General features: G+C 48.5%; 24 protein-coding genes and 3 tRNA genes. 20 read left to right on the forward strand and 7 right to left on the reverse strand.

Annotated features, from left to right (window positions below):
• Positions 1 to 9: 9 nt before the first annotated feature.
• The 13 genes from AC0LWE_RS13880 to sdiA all read left to right on the forward strand — a co-directional run bounded on the left by AC0LWE_RS13880 (position 10) and on the right by sdiA (position 10,830).
• The gene (locus AC0LWE_RS13880; RefSeq protein ID WP_202667584.1) at positions 10 to 1,167 is read left to right on the forward strand and encodes a DegT/DnrJ/EryC1/StrS family aminotransferase; all 1,158 of its coding nucleotides are present in this window, start codon (positions 10 to 12) and stop codon (positions 1,165 to 1,167) included.
• A gap of 11 nt (positions 1,168 to 1,178) precedes the next feature.
• A complete protein-coding gene (locus tag AC0LWE_RS13885; RefSeq protein WP_219347620.1) occupies positions 1,179 to 1,877 on the forward strand; it encodes a WbqC family protein in 699 nt (232 codons plus the stop codon).
• 1 nt (position 1,878) lies between these two features.
• The gene (locus tag AC0LWE_RS13890) at positions 1,879 to 2,841 is read left to right on the forward strand and encodes a glycoside hydrolase family protein (RefSeq protein WP_219347621.1); all 963 of its coding nucleotides are present in this window, start codon (positions 1,879 to 1,881) and stop codon (positions 2,839 to 2,841) included.
• Positions 2,835 to 3,800: a glycoside hydrolase family protein gene (locus AC0LWE_RS13895; protein WP_234593723.1), complete on the forward strand. Its 966-nt coding sequence runs from the start codon at positions 2,835 to 2,837 to the stop codon at positions 3,798 to 3,800. Before AC0LWE_RS13890 ends, AC0LWE_RS13895 begins: the two co-directional genes overlap by 7 nt.
• Positions 3,797 to 4,249: a GNAT family N-acetyltransferase gene (locus tag AC0LWE_RS13900; RefSeq protein ID WP_202667587.1), complete on the forward strand. Its 453-nt coding sequence runs from the start codon at positions 3,797 to 3,799 to the stop codon at positions 4,247 to 4,249. The genes AC0LWE_RS13895 and AC0LWE_RS13900 overlap by 4 nt, the downstream gene beginning before the upstream one ends.
• A complete protein-coding gene (locus AC0LWE_RS13905) occupies positions 4,246 to 4,983 on the forward strand; it encodes a class I SAM-dependent methyltransferase (RefSeq protein WP_202667588.1) in 738 nt (245 codons plus the stop codon). Before AC0LWE_RS13900 ends, AC0LWE_RS13905 begins: the two co-directional genes overlap by 4 nt.
• Before the next feature lie 157 nt (positions 4,984 to 5,140).
• Positions 5,141 to 5,860, forward strand: coding sequence for an RNA polymerase sigma factor FliA (locus AC0LWE_RS13910; protein WP_015959511.1), 720 nt, complete (start codon positions 5,141 to 5,143; stop codon positions 5,858 to 5,860).
• A 55-nt stretch (positions 5,861 to 5,915) separates the two neighbouring features.
• Positions 5,916 to 6,467 (forward strand): flagella biosynthesis regulatory protein FliZ, encoded by a 552-nt coding sequence (fliZ, locus tag AC0LWE_RS13915; RefSeq protein ID WP_059179641.1) that lies wholly within the window; start codon positions 5,916 to 5,918, stop codon positions 6,465 to 6,467.
• Between the two features lie 85 nt (positions 6,468 to 6,552).
• Positions 6,553 to 7,353: a cystine ABC transporter substrate-binding protein gene (gene tcyJ, locus AC0LWE_RS13920; RefSeq protein WP_059179642.1), complete on the forward strand. Its 801-nt coding sequence runs from the start codon at positions 6,553 to 6,555 to the stop codon at positions 7,351 to 7,353.
• A 107-nt stretch (positions 7,354 to 7,460) separates the two neighbouring features.
• The gene (gene dcyD, locus AC0LWE_RS13925) at positions 7,461 to 8,447 is read left to right on the forward strand and encodes a D-cysteine desulfhydrase (RefSeq protein ID WP_202667589.1); all 987 of its coding nucleotides are present in this window, start codon (positions 7,461 to 7,463) and stop codon (positions 8,445 to 8,447) included.
• 20 nt (positions 8,448 to 8,467) lie between these two features.
• Complete coding sequence (tcyL, locus tag AC0LWE_RS13930; RefSeq protein WP_059179644.1) at positions 8,468 to 9,136, forward strand: cystine ABC transporter permease; 669 nt, start codon at positions 8,468 to 8,470, stop codon at positions 9,134 to 9,136.
• Positions 9,133 to 9,885 carry an L-cystine ABC transporter ATP-binding protein TcyN gene (gene tcyN, locus AC0LWE_RS13935; protein ID WP_202667590.1) on the forward strand — a complete coding sequence of 251 codons (753 nt, stop codon included), beginning with the start codon at positions 9,133 to 9,135 and terminating at the stop codon, positions 9,883 to 9,885. The genes tcyL and tcyN overlap by 4 nt, the downstream gene beginning before the upstream one ends.
• Positions 9,886 to 10,107: 222 nt before the next feature.
• Positions 10,108 to 10,830, forward strand: coding sequence for a transcriptional regulator SdiA (gene sdiA, locus AC0LWE_RS13940; RefSeq protein WP_059179646.1), 723 nt, complete (start codon positions 10,108 to 10,110; stop codon positions 10,828 to 10,830).
• A 66-nt stretch (positions 10,831 to 10,896) separates the two neighbouring features.
• Here sdiA and AC0LWE_RS13945 read toward each other — a convergent pair whose 3' ends face one another.
• Both AC0LWE_RS13945 and AC0LWE_RS13950 read right to left on the reverse strand, forming a co-directional pair.
• Positions 10,897 to 11,121 (reverse strand): DUF2594 family protein, encoded by a 225-nt coding sequence (locus AC0LWE_RS13945; RefSeq protein WP_059179647.1) that lies wholly within the window; start codon positions 11,119 to 11,121, stop codon positions 10,897 to 10,899.
• Complete coding sequence (locus tag AC0LWE_RS13950) at positions 11,108 to 11,227, reverse strand: hypothetical protein (RefSeq protein WP_419720701.1); 120 nt, start codon at positions 11,225 to 11,227, stop codon at positions 11,108 to 11,110. The genes AC0LWE_RS13945 and AC0LWE_RS13950 overlap by 14 nt, the downstream gene beginning before the upstream one ends.
• A gap of 360 nt (positions 11,228 to 11,587) precedes the next feature.
• On the opposite strand from AC0LWE_RS13950, the gene uvrY reads away from it, so the two are divergent.
• The 7 genes from uvrY (at position 11,588) to AC0LWE_RS13985 (ending at position 16,369) form a co-directional block, all read left to right on the forward strand.
• Entirely contained in the window at positions 11,588 to 12,244 is a 657-nt protein-coding gene (gene uvrY / locus AC0LWE_RS13955; protein ID WP_059179648.1) for a UvrY/SirA/GacA family response regulator transcription factor, read from the forward strand.
• Positions 12,241 to 14,073, forward strand: a complete 1,833-nt coding sequence (gene uvrC / locus AC0LWE_RS13960; protein WP_219347622.1) for an excinuclease ABC subunit UvrC — start codon at positions 12,241 to 12,243, stop codon at positions 14,071 to 14,073. The genes uvrY and uvrC overlap by 4 nt, the downstream gene beginning before the upstream one ends.
• Positions 14,074 to 14,128: 55 nt before the next feature.
• The gene (gene pgsA, locus AC0LWE_RS13965) at positions 14,129 to 14,677 is read left to right on the forward strand and encodes a CDP-diacylglycerol--glycerol-3-phosphate 3-phosphatidyltransferase (RefSeq protein WP_015959501.1); all 549 of its coding nucleotides are present in this window, start codon (positions 14,129 to 14,131) and stop codon (positions 14,675 to 14,677) included.
• 152 nt (positions 14,678 to 14,829) lie between these two features.
• Positions 14,830 to 14,905, forward strand: a tRNA-Gly gene (locus AC0LWE_RS13970).
• Between the two features lie 46 nt (positions 14,906 to 14,951).
• A tRNA-Cys gene (locus AC0LWE_RS13975) sits at positions 14,952 to 15,025 on the forward strand.
• A gap of 12 nt (positions 15,026 to 15,037) precedes the next feature.
• A tRNA-Leu gene (locus AC0LWE_RS13980) sits at positions 15,038 to 15,123 on the forward strand.
• Between the two features lie 1,027 nt (positions 15,124 to 16,150).
• Positions 16,151 to 16,369 carry a cold-shock protein gene (locus tag AC0LWE_RS13985; protein ID WP_059179651.1) on the forward strand — a complete coding sequence of 73 codons (219 nt, stop codon included), beginning with the start codon at positions 16,151 to 16,153 and terminating at the stop codon, positions 16,367 to 16,369.
• Between the two features lie 295 nt (positions 16,370 to 16,664).
• On the opposite strand, the gene AC0LWE_RS13990 is transcribed toward AC0LWE_RS13985, so the two are convergent.
• The 5 genes from AC0LWE_RS13990 to livM form a co-directional block, all read right to left on the reverse strand.
• Positions 16,665 to 16,829: a YnfU family zinc-binding protein gene (locus AC0LWE_RS13990; protein WP_306439023.1), complete on the reverse strand. Its 165-nt coding sequence runs from the start codon at positions 16,827 to 16,829 to the stop codon at positions 16,665 to 16,667.
• A gap of 261 nt (positions 16,830 to 17,090) precedes the next feature.
• Positions 17,091 to 17,324 (reverse strand): hypothetical protein, encoded by a 234-nt coding sequence (locus tag AC0LWE_RS13995; RefSeq protein WP_059179652.1) that lies wholly within the window; start codon positions 17,322 to 17,324, stop codon positions 17,091 to 17,093.
• A 245-nt stretch (positions 17,325 to 17,569) separates the two neighbouring features.
• Positions 17,570 to 18,286 carry an ABC transporter ATP-binding protein gene (locus AC0LWE_RS14000; RefSeq protein ID WP_219347623.1) on the reverse strand — a complete coding sequence of 239 codons (717 nt, stop codon included), beginning with the start codon at positions 18,284 to 18,286 and terminating at the stop codon, positions 17,570 to 17,572.
• The gene (locus AC0LWE_RS14005; protein WP_059179654.1) at positions 18,283 to 19,158 is read right to left on the reverse strand and encodes an ATP-binding cassette domain-containing protein; all 876 of its coding nucleotides are present in this window, start codon (positions 19,156 to 19,158) and stop codon (positions 18,283 to 18,285) included. Before AC0LWE_RS14005 ends, AC0LWE_RS14000 begins: the two co-directional genes overlap by 4 nt.
• Entirely contained in the window at positions 19,155 to 20,444 is a 1,290-nt protein-coding gene (gene livM, locus AC0LWE_RS14010; RefSeq protein ID WP_059179655.1) for a high-affinity branched-chain amino acid ABC transporter permease LivM, read from the reverse strand. The genes AC0LWE_RS14005 and livM overlap by 4 nt, the downstream gene beginning before the upstream one ends.
• Between the last annotated feature and the right edge of the window lies 1 nt (position 20,445).

Consider the following 20,445-nt stretch of genomic DNA (forward strand, 5'->3'; position numbering starts at 1 on the left):
GGTGCGCAAATGAATAACAATGTTTATATTACGAGCCCGCTGCTCCCACCGTTGGAGGAGTTTATTCCTTACCTTGAAAAACTTTGGGAAAGTAAAATTCTCACTAACGGTGGTCAGTTTCATCAACAGTTAGAGCAAGCGCTTGCGGATTATCTCGGAGTAAAATACGTCTGCCTGTTTTCTAACGGCACGCTTGCATTGTTAACGGCACTGCAAACTTTACGTATCTCTGGGGAAGTGATTACCACACCTTATTCTTTTGTCGCAACTTCCCACAGCCTTCTGTGGAACGATCTCACGCCAGTTTTTGCTGACATAGATCCAGTGACCTTCAATATTGACCCGGACCGCATTGAGGAGTTAATTACTCCTAAAACCACCGCTATTATGCCTGTGCATTGTTATGGAATTCCTTGCGATATGGAACGTATCCAGCGGATCGCAGATACTTACGGTCTGAAGGTCATCTATGATGCTGCCCACTGCTTTGGCGTAAAACAGGATGATATCAGTATCCTGAATTATGGCGATTTATCGGTGTTAAGCTTCCATGCGACGAAAGTATTTAATACATTCGAAGGCGGCGCAATAATATGTCATGATGCAAAAACCAAACAACGAATTGATTATCTCAAAAATTTTGGTTTTGCCGATGAAACAGTTGTAATGGCACCGGGGATCAACGCAAAGATGAATGAAGTTCAGGCTGCGATGGGTTTGTTGCAACTGAAATATATTGATAGTGCACTGAATGAACGAGCAATAATATATCAACGCTACGTTGGTCTTCTACGTGATGTCTTGCCCCAAATTGAATTTATTACTCCCGCTGAGAACATCAATTGGAACTACTCTTACTTCCCTGTACTGATTAGGGAAAAATCGGCAGTTAGTCGCGACGAGATTTATGCTGCGCTGCGTCAGCATGATATTTATGCACGTCGTTATTTTTATCCGCTGATCAGTGCATTTCCTATGTATCGCCATTTCCCAACGGCGAATGCGCAGCATTTACCCGTCGCGAGTGAAATATCTTATGCTGTGTTATGTCTGCCGATTTTTCCAGGGCTGAGTGAATCCGATCAGACTCGTATTATTTCTGTTATCAAAGAGCTTTTCGATGCTGCATCATCATTCGATGCACCCGCTCTTGTGGTCAATGGATAGGAATCGCGATTATGAATCTGGCGATTATGCAACCTTATTTTTTTCCTTACATAGGTTACTTCCAGCTAATGGCTTCGGTTGATACTTTTGTGGTGTACGACAATATTAAGTACACTAAAAAGGGCTGGATAAATCGTAATCGTATACAAAATCGTGGTGTCGAGAGTCTCATCTCGCTTTCGTTGAAAAATGATTCAGATTATCTTGATATAGGTGCGCGCGAGCTTTCTCTTTCATTTGAGCGCACGAAATTATGTAATCAGATCGCTGGTGCGTATCAGCGAGCACCTTATTTTCGAGAAGTAATGCCAGTACTCGAGAAAATAATCATGAATGACAGCAATAATTTATTTGATTATTTATATCAATCCCTTTTAGCATTGCGTGATTTTTTAGGTTTACGCAGTGAATTGCTGGTTTCTTCGACTATCCCAGCCGATCACAATTTAAAATCTCAGGATCGCGTTCTTGAGATATGTCGGGTGCTTAACGCAAAATGTTACATAAATCCACCCGGCGGTGTTTCTCTTTATTCCCCTCAGGATTTTGCAAACAATGGTGTTGTGTTGAAATTTATTCAACCAAAGCCATGGCAATATTCACATTCTGAGGCAGGATTTATTCCTTGGCTCTCGATAATTGACGTCATGATGTTTAACTCGCGTGACGAAGTCGTACAGCGTCTGAAAATTGGCTATGAGTTGAATTGATATGTTCACATGGAAAAAATTGGGCAAAGTTTTTACCCCTCAGGAAATAACGCATCTTCCGTGGCTGAAAGAGTTTGCTCAGGCGCCTGCCACGTTGGTTTTTGATGATTTTGTCCGCGTTTATTTTTCCTGCCGTCCACCTGCGGACGAAAAGGGAATGTATGTGAGTTATTCCGCATGGGTAGACCTTGCACGTCACGATTTGTTTAAGGTGCTCCGCTTTGCTAAGAAACCGATCCTCTCACTTGGTGGGCATGGTGAATTTGATGAGTTTGGAACTTATCCGGTCTCCGTTGTGCGTGATGAAGGCGTGGTGAAGGCATGGTATGCGGGTTGGACGCGTTGCGAATCGGTTCCTTTTAACGTGGCGATTGGCATGGCTGAAAGTTACGACGATGGTGAAACCTTTAAAAAAACAGGCCCAGGACCCGCAATAAGTTATTCACCTGATGAGCCTTTTGTTATGAGTGGCCCAAAAATCAGACGCTTCAACGGGCAGTGGCAATTGTTTTACATTGCCGGACGTAAATGGAAGAAAGTCGATGGGCGCGCTGAACCCGTATACAAAATCCGTATGGCCACCTCATCCGACGGAGTTAACTGGAAAAAGCTCAACAAAGATCTGATCCCCAGCCGTATAGAGGATGATGAGGCCCAGGCTAGCCCTGACGTTTTCTTTGCCAAAGGTAAATACCATATGTTCTTTAGCTACCGTTATAGCGCGAATTATCGCGGTAAACAAAATGGCTATCGTATTGGTTATGCGTGGAGCACAGATCTTACCGAGTGGCATCGTGATGACAGCAAAGCAGGCATTGATGTTTCAGCATTCGGATGGGATGCCGAAATGATCAGCTATCCCCACGTTTTTGAGTTGGATGGTGAAGTGTATATGGCTTACCTCGGTGATCAGGTCGGACGTTATGGCTTTGGGCTGGCAAAACTGGAAGGGGAGCTATGCTGATGATCAGTTGGGAAAAGTATGGCCTGATTTATTCTCCGACGCACAATCCGCCTCTGCCGAACGGGGTAGGATTTGCTCAGTCGCCACAAGCATTGGTCTTCGACGACTATGTTCGCATCTATTTTTCTACCCGCGAACAGGATATCACTACAGGGAAATTCATCAGTCGCGTTTGTTATGCCGATATGGATAAATCGCTGCAAAAAGTGATCCGTATGAGCCCTGGACCGGTTATCGGTCCAGGAGAACTGGGTACTTTCGACGAACATGGTATTTTCCCTTTCAACGTTTTGCGACATGAAGGCAAAATTCTGGCATGGACGACTGGATGGAATCGTCGAGTCTCGGTCTCTGTCGATACTGCTATTGGTCTTGCGATCAGCGAGGATCAAGGCGAAAGCTTCAAGCGCTTCGCTAATGGACCAGTCATGGCGGCGTCTCTTAATGAACCACACCTTGTTGGTGACGCTTTTGTCATTCACGCTGATGGATGTTTTCACATGTGGTATATCTTTGGCACTGGGTGGAAAAAAAAGTCATCAGAAGCTGAGCCAGATCGTATTTACAAAATTGCTCATGCAAAGTCGGATGACGGTATCGACTGGGAACGTGATAGCAAAACAATCATTGATTCTGTTCTGGGTGATGATGAATGTCAGGCACTCCCCACCGTTATTGAAGCGGGTGGGCGCTATCATATGATCTTCTGTTATCGCGAATGTTTCGATTTCCGGTCGCAGCATGGAAGGGGCTATAGACTGGGATATGCATCGTCAGTCGATTTACTCAACTGGAATCGAGATGACAGTCAGGTTGCACAATTATCATCAGAGGGTGAATGGGACAGCGAAATGCAATGCTACCCGCATCTCTTTCGTTGTGAGGGAAAAGTGTATTTGTTGTACAACGGGAATGCCTTTGGTAAAGAAGGATTTGGCCTGGCGGAAATGATGTTATGACCGAAATTCGATTTGAGCAAAATAGTGTTGTGAGTGAGAACGTGATTGCGCATCTTAATCGATGTGATGATTTTTTCTTGCAGAATCTGACGGCTAAAATCGACATTGCATCTTATGCATCAAAAATTGTGCTTCATGCTCAATGTTTTGAGGCGTGGCACGGAATGACACTTATCGGTCTCGTTGCTGCATATTTCGACAGCAAAACGGGGATAGGATTTATTACTAACGTTTCGGTTATACCGGAATTTCAGCAGTGTGGTTTAGGTGGCCAATTATTGACGTGGTGCATCAATAAACTGCAGGAGGCTGGTGCTTTCCGTATCCGCCTTGAAGTAGACGAAAATAATTTTACTGCACAACGGCTTTATTATAAATATGGATTTAGCGCGGTTGCTACTCAGCGTTCGATAGTGACCATGATGCTCCAAAGCGAGATAAAAAAATGAAAACCCGAGACTATAACCAGGAAATTAAAGACACTGCGGATCATCAGTATGCTTACAATTTTGATTTCGACGTTATGCATCCGTTTATGATTCGTTCGTTTAGTCCATTTTTCAACAAAGGCAGTTTGCTGGAGTTAGGGAGTTTTAAAGGCGACTTTACTGCACGACTGATGGCTAACTTCTCTGATATTACCTGTGTGGAGGCATCACAAGAGGCTCTTGACACTTCGAGGGAGCGTCTCGGAGAAGAGATCACTTATGTACATTCTCGCTTCGAGGATGTCGTACTCCCGCGCCGTTACGATAATATTGTGCTGACACATGTGCTTGAACACATTGATGATCCGGTAAGTTTATTGAAACGTGTGAATGATGAGTGGCTCGCTGAAGGCGGACATTTCTTCCTTGTTTGCCCGAATGCGCATGCGGCTTCACGTCAGATTGCCGTTAAAATGGGTTTGATTAGCCATAATGATGCTGTAACGCATTCAGAGTTCCTACATGGGCATCGCTGCACTTATTCCCTTGATACTCTTGAACGTGATGCCCGGCTTGCTGGTCTTGATGTAGTATATCGTACAGGGATATTTTTCAAGGCGATGGCCAATTTCCAATGGGACAAACTTTTACAAACAGATATTGTTTCAAAACAATATCTCGAGGGTTGTTACCAGCTAGGCCATCATTATCCGGACTTATGTTCAAGCATATTTCTGTTGTGCAAAAAAGGCTGATTTTAACAATTAGCATCAGTTTTTAATGATGCATGCTTTACGGCATGCATCATTACCCTTCAAATAACCCCTCATTTCACCCACTATTCACCCGATTAAAACCCCTCCAGAATCGGATAATCATGCCGATAACTCAATTAACGCAGGGCTGTTTATCGTGAATACACTCTATACCGCTGATGGTGTAATGGATAAACACTCGCTGTGGCAGCGTTATGTCCCGCTGGTGCGTCACGAAGCATTGCGCCTCCAGGTGCGATTGCCAGCGAGTGTTGAATTGGACGACCTGCTACAGGCGGGCGGTATTGGTCTACTGAATGCAGTGGATCGATATGACGCTCTGCAAGGAACGGCATTTACGACTTACGCAGTACAGCGTATTCGTGGTGCGATGCTGGACGAACTGCGTAGCCGTGACTGGGTACCGCGAAGTGTTCGCCGCAATGCACGCGAAGTGGCACATGCTATAGGGCAACTGGAACAAGAGCTGGGACGAAACGCGACAGAAACTGAAGTGGCGGAGCGTCTTGGTATCGCGGTTCAGGATTATCGTCAGATGTTGCTTGATACGAATAACAGCCAACTCTTTTCCTATGATGAGTGGCGTGAAGAGCATGGCGATAGTGTTGAACTGGTGACTGATGAGAATCAGCACGAAAACCCGTTACACCAATTATTGGAAGGTAATTTACGCCAACGCGTAATGGATGCTATTGAAGCATTGCCTGAGCGTGAGCAATTGGTGTTAACCCTCTATTACCAGGAAGAGCTGAATCTTAAGGAGATCGGCGCGGTTCTGGAAGTGGGGGAGTCCAGGGTGAGCCAGTTGCACAGCCAGGCCATTAAACGCTTACGTACCAAGCTGGGTAAGTTATAGGCGAGTCAATTCGCCCGAAAAATGCCGCACAACGTATTGACAACCAGGAGTTATCATGACGGTGCAGCAATCTAAAAGACGGCCTTTAAGCCGCTACCTAAAAGACTTTAAACACAGCCAGACTCATTGTGCTCACTGCAATAAGCTGCTTGACCGTATTACGCTGGTTCGTCGTGGCGAAATCGTGAATAAAATTGCGATCTCCCGTCTCGACACCCTGATGGATGAAGCCGCGTGGCGTGAAGAGCAGCAGGAGTGGGTCGCTTTGTGTCGTTTTTGTGGCGATCTGCATTGCAAAGAGCAGAGCGACTTTTTCGATATTATCGGCTTTAAACAATTCCTCTTTGAACAAACCGAGATGAGCCACGGGACCGTGCGTGAATACGTCGTGCGTCTGCGTCGTCTGGGGCAACATCTGACGGTACAAAATATCTCCCGCGACTTACTGAAAACCGGTTATATGGATGAAAATCTTGAACCGTGGTTGCCTGCAACCAGCACCAATAACTATCGCATCGCGCTGCGTAAATACGCGCAATATAAAGCGCATGTGCCGGGTGCGGTTACGCAGAAAGTCTACGCCGAAGCGACTTCTGATATATATTAAAATTGAATAAGATGTAGCGGACTCGCCTTTGACGCCAAAGGCGAAAGCCTTACACTACTCAAAAAACCACTCTATCGGGGTAATTATGAAATTAGCACTTCTGGGTCGTCAGGCGCTGATGGGCGTAATGGCTGTGGCGCTGGTCGCGGGAATGAGCGTGAAAACGTTCGCGGCTGAAGGATTACTGAATAAAGTCAAAGAGCGCGGCACGCTGCTGGTTGGGCTGGAAGGAACGTATCCACCGTTCAGTTTCCAGGGTGACGATGGCAAGCTGACCGGTTTTGAAGTTGAGTTTGCCGAAGAGCTGGCGAAACATCTGGGGGTGAAAGCGTCGCTGAAACCGACCAAATGGGACGGCATGTTGGCTTCACTGGATTCCAAACGTATTGATGTGGTGATTAACCAGGTCACCATTTCCGATGAACGTAAAAAGAAATATGATTTCTCAACGCCGTATACCGTGTCAGGTATTCAGGCGCTGGTGAAGAAAGGTAACGAAGGCACGATCAAAACCGCTGCAGACCTCAAAGGTAAAAAAGTGGGTGTCGGTCTTGGGACCAACTACGAAGAGTGGCTGCGTCAGAATGTTCAGGGTGTTGATATCCGCACCTATGATGACGACCCGACTAAATATCAGGACCTGCGCGTGGGCCGTATCGATGCGATCCTGGTCGACCGCCTGGCTGCGCTGGATCTGGTGAAGAAAACCAAAGATACGCTGGCCGTCGCCGGTGAGCCGTTCTCTCGTCAGGAGTCTGGCGTTGCAGTCCGTAAAGACAACGACGATCTGGTCAAAGCGATCGACGGTGCTATTGCCGATATGCAAAAAGACGGGACGTTAAAAGCGCTGTCTGAGAAATGGTTCGGTGCTGACGTCACTAAATAAGTCTTAAATGACAAAAAAAGGCGCTTTTAAAAGCGCCTTTTTTATTTCTGGCGTTCTAGCGTGCATAATAAAAAATAATAAACAAAAACAGAGTTACCGGAGGTTCCATGTCACTGCAAAATTTAACGCGCTTTCCGCGCCTGGAGTTCATTGGCGCACCGACGCCGCTAGAATATTTACCGCGGTTTTCGGATTATTTAGGGCGCGATATCTTTATTAAACGTGACGACGTGACCCCTATGGCCATGGGTGGAAACAAACTGCGTAAGCTGGAGTTTTTGGCGGCAGATGCGCTGCGCGAAGGGGCGGATACCCTGCTCACCGCGGGTGCGATTCAGTCTAACCACGTTCGTCAGACGGCGGCCGTGGCCGCAAAACTTGGGCTGAACTGCGTAGCACTCCTGGAAAACCCGATTGGAACGCGTGCGGAAAACTATCTCAGCAACGGAAATCGCCTGCTGCTGGATCTGTTCAACGCGCAGATTGAAATGTGTGACGCATTAACTCATCCGGTAGAACAGCTCGACGCGCTGGCGACGCGCGTAGAAGCGCAGGGCTTTCGGCCTTATGTGATTCCGGTGGGTGGCTCGAATGCGCTTGGTGCGCTGGGTTACGTTGAAAGCGCGCTGGAAATTGCGCAGCAGTGTGAAGGCGCAGTGAGCTTGTCCTCCGTGGTCGTGGCATCGGGCAGTGCTGGAACGCATGCAGGCCTGGCGGTCGGGCTTGAGCAACTGATGCCGGACGTCGAACTCATTGGGGTGACCGTTTCGCGCAGCGTGGCGGATCAAAAGCCAAAAGTTTTCGCTTTGCAGCAGGCGGTCGCGCAGCAGCTGGAAGTTCCGGCGCAGGCTGAGATTGTGCTGTGGGATGACTATTATGCGCCAGGCTACGGCACGCCGAATGATGAAGGGCTGGAAGCGATAAAGTTGCTGGCACGTCTGGAAGGGATCTTGCTTGATCCGGTTTACACGGGTAAGGCGATGGCCGGCCTGATTGACGGTATTACTCAGAAGCGCTTTAAGGATGAAGGCCCAATTCTGTTTGTGCATACGGGCGGAGCGCCTGCGTTATTTGCCTATCATCCTCACGTCTAATTGCAGGTAGAAAAACGATAATGCAAGAAAGTATTCAGCTGGTTATTGATTCGCTACCGTACCTGCTCAAGGGCGCTGTGTTTACGTTACAGCTCAGTCTGGGTGGGATGTTCTTTGGTTTAGTCCTGGGCTTTATTCTGGCGCTGATGCGTATGTCGCCGATTCTGCCGGTGCGTTGGCTGGCGCGCTTTTACATCTCTGTATTTCGCGGTACGCCGCTCATCGCCCAGCTGTTTATGATTTATTACGGTCTGCCGCAGTTTGGTATTGAACTGGATCCTATTCCGGCGGCGATGATTGGCCTGTCGCTGAACACGGCGGCGTATACCTCTGAGACGCTACGTGCAGCGATTTCATCCATTGATAAAGGTCAGTGGGAAGCGGCGGCCAGTATTGGTATGACTCCGTGGCAAACGCTGCGTCGCGCCATTTTGCCCCAGGCCGCGCGCGTGGCGCTCCCGCCGCTGAGCAACAGTTTTATCAGTCTGGTTAAAGACACCTCGCTCGCGGCAACGATTCAGGTGCCGGAGTTGTTCCGTCAGGCGCAGCTGATTACGTCGCGCACGCTGGAAGTTTTCACCATGTATCTGGCCGCATCACTGATTTACTGGGTGATGGCAACCGTGCTGTCCGCGCTGCAAAACTATTTTGAAAATCAGCTTAATCGTCAGGAGCGAGATCCGAAATGAGTGCAATTGACGTCAAAAACCTGACAAAAAAATTCCACGGGCAAACTGTTCTTCACGGTATTGATCTCGAGGTACAGGAGGGCGAAGTGGTGGCAATTATCGGGCCGAGTGGTTCCGGTAAAACCACGCTGCTGCGCAGTATTAATTTGCTGGAACACCCAGAGGAGGGAACCGTTCGCGTGGGTGATATCACCATTGATACCGCGAAGTCGCTCGGTCAGCAAAAAACGCTGATTCGCCATCTGCGCCAGCATGTCGGTTTTGTGTTCCAGAGTTTTAACCTGTTCCCTCATCGCACGGTTATCGAGAATATTATCGAAGGGCCGGTCATCGTTAAGGGGGAACCCAAAGACGAGGCTATTCAACGCGCCCGCGAACTGCTGGCCAAAGTCGGGCTCTCCGGGAAGGAGACCAGCTATCCGCGTCGTCTGTCGGGCGGGCAGCAGCAGCGCGTCGCGATTGCGCGTGCGCTAGCGATGCGCCCCGATGTTATTTTGTTTGACGAACCAACCTCGGCGCTCGATCCCGAGCTGGTTGGCGAAGTGCTTAACACCATTCGCCAACTCGCGCAGGAGAAGCGGACGCTGGTGATTGTCACGCATGAGATGAGCTTTGCCAGAGATGTGGCGGACAGAGCAATCTTCATGGATCAGGGGCGCATTGTGGAGCAGGGGCCAGCAAAAGAATTGTTTACCAATCCTCAACAACCTCGTACGCGTCAATTCCTCGAGAAATTCCTGACGAAATAGCCCTCTTTGATTAATTTGCTCCAGAAGGTCAATCTGGAGCAAAATATTCCCTAATTATCCGAAGCTGTAGATGTTTTTATTCTGCTTTTGCGTATTAAGCGCAGCTAAAATGCAACTAATTCTCAATTGGGACGATTTTTTATACATATAAATAAGTTTTATGTGTTAGGTTATATTCACCATAATAATGATTAGTTTTTTCAGGGGTTTTATTCGGTAAGTATGAGGGATACAGACTTTTTTACATGGCGACGGAATTGCTTCCTGCGATTCCAGGATATGGGCTCTGCGGATGAAGTGTATGAAGAGCTTCAACAACAAACCCAGGCACTTGAATTCGATTATTACTCACTCTGTGTCAGGCATCCGGTTCCCTTTACGCGTCCTAAAATATCCGTTCGTTCAAGCTATCCGGCTGAATGGATGTCGCAATATCAGTCAGAAAATTATTTCGCTATTGATCCGGTATTAAAGCGTGAGAATTTCATGCAGGGGCATCTTCCCTGGACTGACGCGTTATTTGCGGATGCGCAGGCGTTATGGGATGGCGCGCGCGACCATGGCCTGCGTAAGGGCATTACACAATGTTTGATGTTGCCTAATCATGCGCTGGGTTTTCTCTCCGTTTCTCGCACCAGTCAGTTTGGTAAAATGATGGACAGCGAAGAAATAGAATTGCGCCTGCAAATGTTGGTGCAAATGGCACTGACCACATTGCTGCGATTTGAGGATGAAATGGTGATGCCACCTGAGATGAAATTCAGCAAGCGTGAAAAGGAGATTCTGAAGTGGACGGCGGAGGGAAAAACGTCGGCTGAAATCGCAATTATTCTTTCGATCTCAGAAAATACGGTCAATTTCCATCAGAAGAATATGCAGAAGAAATTTAACGCACCGAATAAAACGCAGATTGCGTGTTATGCGGCGGCGACCGGTTTCATCTGACAACACCCTTGTTCTGCGTGCCAGACACGAAGACGGCTGAATGCTTTGCGTTCAGCCGTCTCTTTTTTACTGACGGTAAGCCTGTTTAATTTGCTTAACTGTGCCAGCAAATACGTCAGCCTGGTTTTGATCTTCCATCTGCGCGATTTGTCTTTCCATCTTAATGATCACACGGCCCGCATCGGCCTGGCCCATTGCCTGAAGCATAAGAGTTAACAGTGCTTTCAGACAGGATACTTCCTGCGCCAGTTCTTGGTTGTTTTCCGCGGTGGCGAATTCAGGTGTGCTCATGGATATTCCTCATTACAAAACTGCGCTGGAGCGCGACGATGAAAGTTAAGGCGGCGGAGTATACCATAAGCCAGAGGAAAAAAAGCAGTGGTTGTTTTTTGAACATTTATTGTTTTGTTTATTCGGGTAAACCCGAGTTAAGTATAATTGCTGTTATGTTTTAATATTCCTTAATTGTTTAGGCTTCGTTTGGCTGTTGTTAATTGTTGTTACAAAAATATATCTTCTGTTTTTTGCGCTCTTACGGTGTTTGTTTTTTGTAACTTTTTGAATGCAGGCGCTTAAAAAGGGCGAAGAAAGCTACTTAGACTGGGTTTTTCTTTCCACTTGCTGTACAGACTAATTTCCAAAAAAAGTGAACGGAATCGTACTGTACCTTTTTAACGTTTTAAACTTGGGATGAAAACCGTTAATATAAACGCATTAGCAGTCAGTCGCGATATCCCTATTTCTGGAGACATTTCCTTTGATCAACGTCCTTCTTGTTGATGACCACGAACTCGTGCGCGCAGGGATACGTCGCATACTTGAAGATATAAAGGGTATTAAAGTGGCCGGTGAGGCCTGCTGCGGTGAAGACGCCGTGAAGTGGTGCCGTACCCATTCTGCCGATGTGGTGTTGATGGACATGAATATGCCCGGCATCGGTGGGCTTGAAGCCACGCGCAAAATCGCCCGCGCCTTCGTAGATACTAAAGTCATCATGCTGACCGTTCATACTGAAAACCCGTTGCCCGCGAAAGTGATGCAGGCTGGCGCTGCCGGTTATCTCACTAAAGGCGCTGCGCCACAGGAAGTGGTGAATGCCATTCGTTCCGTGTATGCCGGGCAGCGCTATATCGCCTCGGATATCGCTCAACAGATGGCATTGAGCCAGATTGAGCCGGAAAAAACGGGTTCACCGTTTGCCAGTTTGTCTGAGCGCGAATTGCAGATTATGCTGATGATCACTAAAGGCCAAAAGGTGAATGAGATTTCGGAGCAACTGAATCTCAGCCCCAAAACGGTGAACAGCTACCGCTATCGTATGTTCAGTAAACTGAACATTCATGGCGATGTCGAACTCACTCACCTGGCTATTCGTCATGGTCTGTGTAATACAGAGACCCTAACCAGTCAGTGAGTGATGTGTTCGATTCTAAATCTTTCCTGAAAACCGTGACCAGCCAGCCAGGCGTATACCGTATGTACGACGCTGGCGAGACGGTTATCTACGTCGGCAAGGCGAAGGACCTCAAAAAGCGCCTTTCCAGTTATTTTCGCAATAACCTTGCCTCTCGTAAGACTGAAGCGCTGGTGGCGCAAATTCAGCAGATCGATGTCACCGTCACCCATACGGAGACAGAAGCGCTTCTGCTTGAGCACAACTACATCAAACTGTATCAGCCGCGCTACAACGTCTTATTGCGTGACGACAAGTCATATCCTTTTATCTTCCTGAGCGGCGACACCCATCCGCGCCTGGCGATGCACCGTGGTGCTAAGCATGCGAAAGGGGAGTATTTTGGTCCCTTCCCAAACGGCTATGCGGTGCGTGAAACGCTGGCGTTACTGCAAAAAATTTTCCCGGTTCGTCAGTGCGAAAATAGCGTTTATCGCAACCGCTCCCGGCCGTGTCTACAATACCAGATTGGACGTTGTCTGGGCCCGTGTGTGGCAGGTTTGGTCAGCGAAGATGAATACGCGCAGCAGGTTGAATACGTGCGCTTATTCCTGGCCGGGAAGGACGATCAGGTCCTGACGCAGCTGATTGAACGCATGGAAAAGGCCAGCCAGTCGCTGGCGTTTGAAGAGGCCGCGCGCATTCGCGATCAAATTCAGGCTGTGCGTCGGGTGACGGAAAAACAGTTCGTTTCCAATAATGGCGACGATCTGGATGTTATTGGTGTCTCTTTCGATGCCGGGCTGGCCTGCGTCCATGTTCTGTTTATACGCCAGGGCAAGGTTCTTGGTAGCCGCAGCTATTTCCCAAAAGTGCCCGCTGGCACAGAGTTGGGCGAAGTGGTGGAAACCTTTGTTGGCCAGTTTTATTTGCAGGGCAGTCAGATGCGTACGTTGCCGTCAGAAATTCTGCTCGACTTTGCTCTCAATGATAAAACCCTGTTGGCGGATTCGCTCTCTGAGCTGGCAGGACGGCGGGTCAACGTCCAGACCAAACCGCGCGGCGACCGTGCGCGCTATCTGAAGCTCGCTCGGACCAATGCGGCGACCGCACTCACCACCAAACTCTCTCAGCAATCGACTATTCATCAGCGCCTACTCGCCCTGGCGACCTTGTTAAAATTGCCAGAAGTGAGGCGGATGGAGTGTTTCGACATCAGCCATACTATGGGTGAGCAAACGGTCGCCTCTTGCGTGGTGTTTGACGCTAACGGCCCGCTGCGCGCGGAGTACCGCCGCTATAATATTACGGGTATCACGCCCGGTGATGACTATGCGGCGATGAATCAGGTGCTGCGTCGCCGTTACGGAAAAGCGATTGAAGAGAGCAAAATCCCTGATGTCATCATTATTGATGGCGGGAAAGGGCAGTTGGGTCAGGCGAAACAGGTTTTTGCCGAGTTGGACGTGCCGTGGGATAAACATCATCCGCTGATGCTGGGCGTGGCGAAAGGAACTGACCGTAAGGCTGGCCTGGAAACGCTTTTCTTTGAGCCTGAAGGTGAGGGCTTCAATCTGCCGCCAGATTCTCCCGCTTTGCATGTGATCCAGAATATCCGCGATGAGTCGCACGATCACGCTATTGGTGGACATCGGAAAAAACGGGCGAAAGTGAAAAATACCAGCACGCTTGAAACGATCGAAGGCGTTGGGCCAAAACGTCGACAAATGTTGTTGAAATACATGGGGGGATTGCAAGGACTACTCAACGCGAGCGTGGAGGAAATTGCAAAAGTGCCGGGTATTTCGCAAGGGCTGGCAGAAAAGATCTACTACTCGTTGAAACATTGAGGGCTCTGTAGCAACATAGAGCTAAATTTACTGACAACAGACAGTTACCGTCACTATGCGATTTAATATCCCTACGTTACTTACGCTTTTTCGCGTCGTACTTATCCCCTTCTTTGTTCTGGCATTTTACCTGCCGTTCACCTGGGCACCTTTCGCATGTGCATTCATTTTTCTTATCGCCGCGGTGACGGACTGGTTTGATGGTTATCTGGCGCGTCGCTGGAATCAGAGCACGCGTTTTGGGGCGTTCCTTGATCCTGTTGCGGATAAAGTGATGGTCGCCATTGCGATGGTGCTGGTCGCCGAGCATTACCACACATGGTGGGTGACGCTCCCAGCCGCTACCATGATTGGTCGCGAAATTATTATCTCTGCACTGCGTGAGTGGATGGCGGAGCTGGGTAAACGCAGCAGCGTCGCGGTTTCCTGGATTGGCAAAGTCAAAACGACCGCCCAGATGGCGTCGCTGGTGTGGATGCTGTGGCGTCCAAATGCGTGGGTAGAGTGGGCTGGGATTGGCTTGTTGTGGGTTGCTGCCGTGTTGACGTTATGGTCTATGCTGCAATATCTGAACGCTTCACGCGGCGATTTGCTTGAACAGTGATCGTTTCGACGCAAATTTCAGCAAACGATCCTGGGATGCAAAAATTAACGTTGACTCAAACCGTCATATAAGTAGAATGCAACGCATCGAACGGCGGTACGCTTAGCCAGTCGGTAGTGAAATCAAGTGATTAGCATAATGACTTGATGATTGCGGGAATAGCTCAGTTGGTAGAGCACGACCTTGCCAAGGTCGGGGTCGCGAGTTCGAGTCTCGTTTCCCGCTCCAAATTATAGGCATCGGCAATAGCGGGTGCTGAGTAAAAAGATTTTAAGGCGCGTTAGCAAAGCGGTTATGTAGCGGATTGCAAATCCGTCTAGTCCGGTTCGACTCCGGAACGCGCCTCCAATTTCTTCCCGAGCCCGGATGGTGGAATCGGTAGACACAAGGGATTTAAAATCCCTCGGCCATAGGCTGTACGAGTTCAAGTCTCGTTCCGGGTACCATGGGAAAACAAGAATAAAATCAATGATAAGCAGTGTCGTTAAACCACCTACGGGTGGTTTTTTTGTGCCTAAAAATAGTGTTATCTCACTTCCTTCCTAATATTACCGCTTATTTTTGACCGCTTGTGACCGATATAATTTTTATTTTCCTGTCGTAACGAGCCGTGTGCGAAATTGTTTTGTGACCAGATATCTGCTGTTTATCCCGGAGGCTAACCGCTCCTCAGTCAGCCTGGCGTAGGTTGGACATCGTGTTATCTACGCAGGGATGTTAATTAACGCTTTGCGAGGTAATTTATTGCCGCTTCGTATGCTAACGCTTCGTCAACTGAAGAGCTCGTCTCGTAAATATAGACATACTTGCGGGTAAGGTGCTGAATGAGCATTTTGGGCGTTATGTGGTCTGCTACACCTGCCTGGATAATGTCAAAAACAGCACTGCCTATGACCCTGTCTACATCGTTTGTGGCAAATTCGTTGGATGAGAAGCTCAACATGTCGCCTTTCCCGCGTTGTTAATAGATACCTTTAAGCATATACGCCTTGCATCATTCGTGTACCGTTCAGCCGTAGTTTTTAGGCCGTGGCGATGATTATTTGATGGGTTGTGACATCGATCGCTGCACCGCAATAGTGCGTCTAACATGGCGCTTCAAGGGCCAGGTTAAAGCTGATAAGTATGAACAAAATGAAAGTGTTGCTGGTGTATTAATCGTGTGTGATGGCCTTAGAATCGTGACCTCATAAGAGGTAAAAAACATGTCGATTATGTGCGCGATACCCTTCTCTGGAAAAGCGTTCGATCCGGCAAATAACCTCACCGGATGTGACGGAGGGTAAAGAATACTTTGCTTATTATCACTGTCCGTGCCTTAATGGTCTGCTAAGTTCGATGCACAGGCGAACGTAAACATTTTATCGGGCAGTCCTCATTACCAGGTGCTATCGCTGATACCCCTCCTTCTGAGTCCATACGTTTATTATTATACGTTTATTATCTCACTCATCATGCGTAACAGGAGTAAATATGTCCTCAAGAATTAGAGGCCTGGTAAAGTGGTATAAAGAAGACAAAGGTTTTGGTTTCATCTCTCCTCTTGATGGAGGAAAAGATATCTCTGTTCATGTTTCGAATCTTCAGGGGGATAATTTTAAAACCCTGTTTGAAGGACAGAAGGTCGAATACACTATTTACAAAAGTAATAAAGGTCCCGCTGCTTCTAACGTCATACTTTGTGAAAAATAAAGATGTGTCGCTCTGCGATGTAGAGAATGCCGGAGCAGGCATAACGGTAAGGTGACTGAAAGGCCGAAAGTTTTAAACTGAGGCCAGCATCGTTACCGATGTGCTGACCACGATGATGAAGCGCAGGCTTTCCTGATGAACAGTCTACACGCTGACGTTAACTGGCGGTACAAACAGTAACGAGCGCCAATGATTAGACGACCTACAGCAGCATCATTTTTGGTATTCCCTACACTATTGCTAAATATGGGGCGTTAGTTGTAACGCTCATCATATCTGCAGTAATTTTTTGCAGTCATTTTGATGACTTGAACAAGGTGCTGCAAAACGGGCAGACCAGTTGGGAACCTTTTTGAACGCGACTAAAACTATGTTCTGAGTCTTTAGAACAGTTTGGGCATGGGCATTTAACTAAGTAATTACGACGGGTTTGTGAATTTTTACGTCCAGACATAGGCATCTCCTGATATAAGGGACGACAACGATACACGTTTAATATACTAATTACTTGTGTTTTTTTACTTTAAATTGGGGAATAGCCGTAATTATGGAACACAAGTTTTTTTTCGAGGAAATCTACAGGTCTGGTCTGTAATGTGGCTCAAATATATTTAAGCGAAAAGGAGACATCTTTTTTAATCAGAATCTCGTATCCGCATTTTGATGACGAAGTGCTCACGTCTCTTTGAACCGTCAAATCTTGATTTCACAACGCCGTCGTTTACAGTCTACCGTTAATCTTCTGGTTATCTTTCAGAACTTCAATCGCAGTTTGCATTGCAATTTTGTTGTCCCTGCCTGTAAGTTTTTTCTGTGTAACCTGCAAGTATTCAAGAATCGTGCGGGCATTGATGGGGCGGCCTGTTTTACCGACTTCGAGTACTGCATTACCGAGGATGATTTTTACTGGCGGAAGCTGGGCTGGGTACCAATCGAGGGTGTCTTCTGATTTCATAACAAATTTCTCTGGGAAGGGCAGTGTACCATAAATTGAGTGAGCCTGCGCGTTGACGGCATCGTCCGTTTTGTACTAATGCCCATTCAAAAAATTCGCCATACTGAATTCTGTTGAACATAGCCTTCTGATATTCATTTAAAAAATAAGGTTTCAATGGCAAAAAACGAGGTGGCTACTCTCGAAGCAATAAGCTGTGTTATGAAACCACCCCAGGCTGGTCTTTGTGTCTAAATTCCAGTGAATTACACGCCGCCCAAATAGGCTTTTCGCACATCCTGATTACCTAAAAGTTCCTCACCGCTACCGCTCAGTCGGATTTGTCCGTTGACCATCACATATCCGCGATCGGAAAGCTTGAGCGCGTGATGCGCATTTTGCTCCACCAAAAAAATTGTCATTCCATTACGCGCCAGCTCGCGCAGCGTCTGGAAAATTTGTTTTACCACGATTGGCGCAAGGCCAAGACTTGGCTCATCAAGCAGCAGGAGTTTTGGACGACTCATCAACGCCCGCGCAATCGCTAGCATTTGCTGCTCTCCCCCGGACATGGTCATCGCGCGCTGTTTACGCCGCTCTTTCAGCCGCGGAAACAAATCAAACATCGTTTGCAGATCGTGCGCGGCATGTTGGTTACCCACAGGAATGGTCCCCATCAGCAAATTTTCTTCAACGGTCATATCCGGGAAAATACGTCGACCTTCCGGAGCCTGCGCGATACCGCCCGACGCCACGTAATGCGTCGATTGATGGCTGATATCCTCGCCGCAAAACAGGATCTGACCTTTTCGAATGCGTGGCTGGCCGAAAATGGACATCAATAGCGTCGATTTTCCCGCGCCGTTAGCCCCAATCAGCGCCACGGTTTCGCCTTGATTCATCTGCAAAGACACCTGCTTTAATGCCTGAATCACGCCATAAAACACATCCACGTCCTTAAACTCCAGCATCGTCTCGCTCATACGCTGACCTCGCTTTCATCGGTGCCCAGATACGCGGCGATAACCTTCTCATCATGCTGGATTTCATGCGGTTTACCCTGCGCAATCACATCGCCATGGTCGAGAACAATAATGTGATCCGAAATTTCCATCACCATTCCCATATCATGTTCAATCAGCAAGACCGTGATTTTATGATGGTCGCGCAAAAAACGAATGATTTTACTCAGCGCACGCGTTTCGACGGGGTTTAACCCAGCGGCGGGTTCATCCAGACACAGCATCTCTGGCCCCGTACACATTGCGCGCGCAATTTCGAGACGCCGCTGCTGACCGTAGGACATCTCACCCGCCAGGCGATTAGCGCAATCAACCAGATCCACTACCTCTAGCCAGTAAAATGCTCGATCCAACGCGTCGCTCTCCGCACGGCGGTACGCGGGGGTATTCAGCACGCCGGCAATCAGGTTTCGGTTAACGCGCATGTGCTGCGCGACCAGCAGGTTTTCCACCACGGACATTTCCCGAAAAAGGCGGATATTCTGGAATGTGCGAGCCAGTCCTGCGCGGTTGACCAGATGCGTTCCGCCAAACATTTTGTAGAAAATACGCCCCCCAAGCTGCGCCGGATTGATCCAGTCTCCGGGCTGAAATTTTTGCCCAAGAACCTGAATCACGTTGGTGGTTTTGCTGAGCGTATTGAACAGAATCGTGCCGCCAGAGGCTTTGTAGAAACCTGTCAGACAGTTAAACACCGTGGTTTTTCCGGCACCATTCGGGCCGATTAAAGCGGTTATTGAGCCGCGCTGGACGTCCAGATTCACATCGTTTAGCGCCTTAATCCCGCCAAAATGCATCATTAAATGTTCAACGTTTAATATCGTCCCGTTCATGGCGCGACTCCTTTGCGAACTGCAAATCCGCTGCGGTTAATGCGAATCAGACCGCGCGGCCGCCAGATCATCATCACGACCATCAGCATGCCAAATAACAGCACGCGGTATTCCGCAAAGCTGCGCAACAGCTCTGGCGTGACGGTGAGTACGAATGCGGCTAACACCACACCGACAGTCGATCCCATTCCGCCTAAAACGACGATGGCGAGGATCAGCGCGGACTCAAAAAACGTAAACGACGTGGGGTTAACAAATCCCTGATAGGTCGCGAAGAACACCCCGGCAATACCTGCCGTCGACGCGCCAAGGGTAAATGCGGAGAGTTTGACCAGCACATGATTTAGCCCCATCGAACGACAGGCGATTTCATCCTCACGCAACGCTTCCCACGCGCGTCCAATCGGCATACGCGTCAGACGGTGTTTGACGTAGAGCACCAGCAAAACGACCAGCAGGAGGACGACATAGATGAAAATAAACTTCAGGTTGGGGTTGTAGGTCAGATGGAAAAACTCGTGGAACGGCACGCCGCCTTCTTTGGCTCGTCGTCCAAACTCAAGGCCGAAAAAGGTGGGAGGAGGGGCCGAAACACCGTTTGGTCCGCCGGTGAAGGTCAGCCAGTTGTTGAGGATAAGGCGGATAATTTCCCCGAATCCGAGCGTCACAATCGCCAGATAATCGCCGTGCATGCGCAAAACCGGAAATCCCAGTAAAGCGCCGGCTGCGGCAGCCATTAGTGCCGCCAGCGGCAACATCGTCCAGAATCCCAGGCCCAGGTATTGATAACCCAGCGCTAAACCGTAAGCACCAATAGCGTAAAAGGCGACGTAGCCCAGGTCCAGCAAGCCCGCCAGGCCGACAACGATATTCAGCCCCAGCCCTAACAGGACATAAATCAGCCCGAGGATCGCGACCGTCAGTACATATTTTGTGGCGATAAACGGGAAACAAACTGCCAGTGTCAGCACCAGCGGGATAATCCAGCGCATCCGGCTTTTATACTCAGGTGGCCGGACGTAAACGCCCGAGTTATCGGTATCGAAACGGGATAATAACCGTGTTCCCATAGCCGTCATCAAAAACGCGCTCAGTAAAAAGCGCCCCGTCACCACGGTGGCAACGATCCACGCCAGCCGTCGCCCTTCAAAGTTGAAACTGTAGCCATCCAGCACCACGCCGACGATGGGGCCAAAAATGATTAATGCGATCATGCCGGCAAAGATGGCATCCAGAACGCAGCGTTTGAGCGAAAAACCGTCGTGCACATCAGTTTGCGATGTCATA

Source organism: Lelliottia sp. RD5, assembly GCF_056032945.1.